The following is a 3851-nucleotide window of genomic DNA, read 5'->3' as shown; positions in this document are numbered from 1 at the left end:
CGCTCCCCCCGCACCCTGCGCACCCGCCTCGTCGTCGTCTCCGTCCTGCTGATCGCCGTCGTCTGCGCGGTGATCGGCACCGTGACCACCCTGGCCCTGCGCTCGCACCTGTACGCCCAGCTCGACGGCCGGCTGGACGAGGTCGGCAAGCGGGCCTCCGGCGCCTTCGCCCCGCCGGGGCAGGGCAAGGGGCCCGGCATGCCGGACGGCCCGCGAGCCCCCGCGGGCATCGAGCTGGACCAGTTCGTCGCCCTGGGCCCGCAGCCGCAGTACACGGTCGTGGCCGTGGTGAGCGACGGCACCGCCACCGAGGGCAAGGTGGGCCGCAAGTCGAAGTCGGCGCCGTACACGAGCGCCCAGGACCTCGACGCGGACCAGCTCGCGGCCCTCGCCACCGTGCCCGCGGACGACCACGCGCACACCCTCGGCCTGCCCGGCCTCGGCAGCTACCGCGCCCAGTACGTCACCGGCCCCAACGGCTCCTTCTACGTGGGCATCCCGACCGAGGACACCGACGGCATCGTCAACACCCTGATCGTCGTCGAGATCTGTGTCACCGCGGCCGGGCTGCTCGCCGCCTGCCTCGCCGGAACCGTCATCGTCGGCGTCGCCACCCGCCCGCTGCGCAGGGTCGCCGCCACCGCCACCCGGGTCTCCGAACTGCCGCTGCACACCGGCGAGGTGAACCTCAGCGAGCGCGTCCCGGACGCCGAGTGCGATCCGCACACCGAGGTCGGGCAGGTCGGCGCCGCGCTGAACCGGATGCTCGACCACGTCCACGGCGCCCTCCAGGCCCGGCAGCAGAGCGAGACGCGGGTGCGGCAGTTCGTCGCCGACGCCAGTCATGAACTGCGCACCCCCCTCGCCTCCATCCGCGGCTACGCCGAACTGACCCGGCGCGGCCATGAACAGGTCGGGCCCGACACCCGGCACGCCCTCGGACGGATCGAGTCCGAGGCCGGGCGGATGACCCTGCTGGTGGAGGACCTGCTGCTGCTCGCCCGCCTGGACGCCGGCCGGCCGCTGGAGTTCGGGCGGACCGATCTGGTCCCGCTCGTCGTGGACACCGTCAGCGATGCCCGCGCGGCCGGCCGGGACCACACCTGGCGGCTCGTCCTGCCCGACGAACCCGCCCCGGTGCGCGCCGACTCCGCCCGGCTCCAGCAGGTCCTGGTCAACCTGCTGGCCAACGCCCAGCGCCACACCCCGCCCGGTACGACCGTCACCGCGCGGGTGCGCCGGCAGGGGCCGTGGGTGTGCGTGGACGTCGAGGACGACGGGCCGGGCATTCCGGGCGCGCTGCTGCCGCACGTCTTCGAGCGGTTCGCCCGCGGGGACTCGGCGCGGACCCGGGCCACCGGCTCGACGGGCCTCGGGCTCGCCATCGTCCAGGCCGTCGCGGCGGCGCACGACGGCGCGGTGAGCGTGGAGAGCGTGCCCGGCAGAACCGTGTTCACCGTGTGCCTGCCCGCGCTCGGCACCCGGTCCGTCGCCGGTCCCGACGGCACCGGCGACTCCAACTCCCCTTCCGGCAAAGCCGGTTCGCACTCACAGCCGGACCACAGCGCCACCACATCGGTGCGACAGGGCACCTGACGAGAGTCGGTTCCATGCGAACCGACTCTTCTCCCGACGCGCCCCCCGGCACCCTGCCGGCCCGGGAGCACCTGCCGGCCGCGGCCGCCGGTACGGCCGTCCTGGACGTGGTGATCCCCGTCTACAACGAGGAGCAGGACCTCCGGCCGTGCGTCCGACGGCTGCACGAGCACCTGACGCGCACCTTCCCGTACGCCTTCCGCATCACGATCGCGGACAACGCCTCCACGGACACCACCCCGCTGGTCGCGGCGCGGCTGGCGGCCGAGCTGCCCGGGGTGGGCGTCGTACGGCTGGAGCAGAAGGGCCGTGGCCGCGCGCTGCGCACCGTGTGGTCCGCGTCCGAGTCGCCGGTCCTCGCCTATATGGACGTCGATCTGTCCACCGACCTCAACGCCCTGCTGCCGCTGGTCGCGCCGCTGATCTCCGGCCACTCGGACCTCGCGATCGGCTCCCGGCTGACCCGGTCCTCCCGGGTCGTGCGCGGGCCCAGGCGCGAGCTGATCAGCCGGGCCTACAACCTGATCCTGCGCGGCTCGCTGCACGCCCGCTTCTCGGACGCGCAGTGCGGGTTCAAGGCCATCAGGGGCGACGTCGCACGGGTACTGCTGCCGCTGGTGGAGGACAGCGGCTGGTTCTTCGACACCGAGATGCTGGTGCTGGCCGAGCGGGCCGGGCTCAGGATCCACGAGGTCCCGGTCGACTGGGTGGACGACCCCGACTCCACCGTGCACATCGTGCGCACCGCGACCGACGACCTCAAGGGCGTGTGGCGGATCGGCCGGGCGCTCGCCACCGGTTCGCTGCCGCTGGACCGGCTCGCCCGGCCCTTCGGCGACGATCCGCGCGACCGCGAACTGGCCGGTGTACCAAGGGGGCTGGCCCGCCAGCTGGTCGGCTTCTGCGTGGTCGGCCTCCTGTCGACCCTCTTCTACCTGCTGCTCTACAGCGGCTTCCGGCAGTTCTGCGGGCCGCAGTCGGCCAACGCGCTCGCGCTGCTGGTCTCGGCCGTCGCCAACACGGCCGCCAACCGCCGGCTCACCTTCGGGGTGCGCGGCCGGGGCGGCGCGGTCCGCCACCAGGCCCAGGGGCTGGTGGTCTTCGCCATCGGGCTCGCCCTGACCAGCGGTTCCCTGGCCGCCCTCGACGCGGCCGACGGCCACCCCGCGCACTCCACCGAACTGGCGGTCCTCGTCACCGCCAACCTCGCCGCGACCGTGCTGCGGTTCCTGCTCTTTCGCGCGTGGGTCTTCCCCGACCAGCGCCGGCCCCGCGACGCCGGCACCGGCACCGGCACCGAAATCTCCGAAAGGCCCCGATGAGCACCTCCTGTGACCGCCCGCTCGACGCGTCCGAGGGGCCGGGCGGCACGACCGTACCGGCACCGGACCCGGCCGCCGTTCCCCGGCCGCCCCTGCCGCACCGGCTCTGGCGCGGCCGCCCGGAGGACCCCCGCTGGGCACGCCCCGCCTTCCTCGGGCTGCTCGCCGCCACCCTCCTGCTCTACCTGTACGACCTGAGCGCCTCCGGCTACGCCAACTCCTTCTACTCGGCGGCCGTCCAGGCGGGCAGCACCTCCTGGAAGGCACTGTTCTTCGGCTCGCTGGACGCGGGCAACGCCATCACCGTCGACAAGCCCCCGGCCTCGCTGTGGCCGATGGAGCTGTCGGTGCGGATCTTCGGCCTGAACTCCTGGGCGATCCTCACGCCCGAGGTGCTGATGGGCGTGGCGACCGTGGCCGTCGTGTACGCCGCGGTGCGCCGCCGGTCCGGGCCCGCGGCCGGTCTGATCGCGGGCGTGGTGCTCGCGCTCACCCCGGTCGCGGCGCTGATGTTCCGCTTCGACAACCCGGACGCCCTGCTGGCCCTGCTGATGTCGGTGGCCTGCTACCTCGTCGTACGGGCGCTGGAGGACGGCCGGACCGGATGGCTGGTGTGGGCCGGGGTCGCGATCGGCCTCGCGTTCCTCGCCAAGACGCTCCAGGCGTTCCTGATCCTGCCGCCGCTCGCGCTGGTGTACGCGGTGTGCGCGCCGGTGCCGCTGAGGAAGCGCCTCGGCCAACTGGCCGCCGCGACCGCCGCGCTGGTGGTGGCCGGCGGCTGGTGGGTCGCCGTCGTCGAGCTGTGGCCGGCCTCCTCCCGCCCGTACATCGGCGGCTCGCAGCACAACAGCTTCCTGGAACTGACCTTCGGCTACAACGGGTTCGGCCGGCTCAACGGCGAGGAGACCGGCAGCGTCGGCGGGGGCGGCGCTC

At 74.0% G+C, this 3851-nt stretch carries 3 protein-coding genes; all 3 read left to right on the top strand.

All coding sequences use genetic code 11. The features are described 5' to 3' along the window. Nucleotides 1-1596, top strand: a 1596-nt coding sequence (locus tag FRZ03_RS24755) for a sensor histidine kinase (RefSeq protein WP_146467344.1), incomplete at its 5' end; no start/stop codon positions are given. A 14-nt stretch (nucleotides 1597-1610) separates the two neighbouring features. Then, the gene (locus tag FRZ03_RS24750) at nucleotides 1611-2918 is read left to right on the top strand and encodes a bifunctional glycosyltransferase family 2/GtrA family protein (RefSeq protein WP_146467343.1); all 1308 of its coding nucleotides are present in this window, start codon (nucleotides 1611-1613) and stop codon (nucleotides 2916-2918) included. Continuing rightward, nucleotides 2915-3851: glycosyltransferase family 39 protein (locus tag FRZ03_RS24745; RefSeq protein ID WP_146467348.1), on the top strand; the 937-nt coding region annotated here is incomplete at its 3' end. The genes FRZ03_RS24750 and FRZ03_RS24745, both read left to right, overlap by 4 nt.

The sequence above is a fragment of the Streptomyces misionensis genome (genome assembly GCF_007896895.1).
GTDB classification, from domain to species: domain Bacteria; phylum Actinomycetota; class Actinomycetes; order Streptomycetales; family Streptomycetaceae; genus Streptomyces; species Streptomyces misionensis_A.
Note: the sequence above shows the minus strand (reverse complement) of the source record. Positions and strands in the feature narration are given on the sequence as shown.

Excerpts from the sequence above, each read along its gene's own strand:
- FRZ03_RS24750 (WP_146467343.1), top strand. The coding sequence starts at position 1,611 with ATGCGAACCGACTCTTCTCCCGACGCGCCCCCCGGCACCCTGCCGGCC.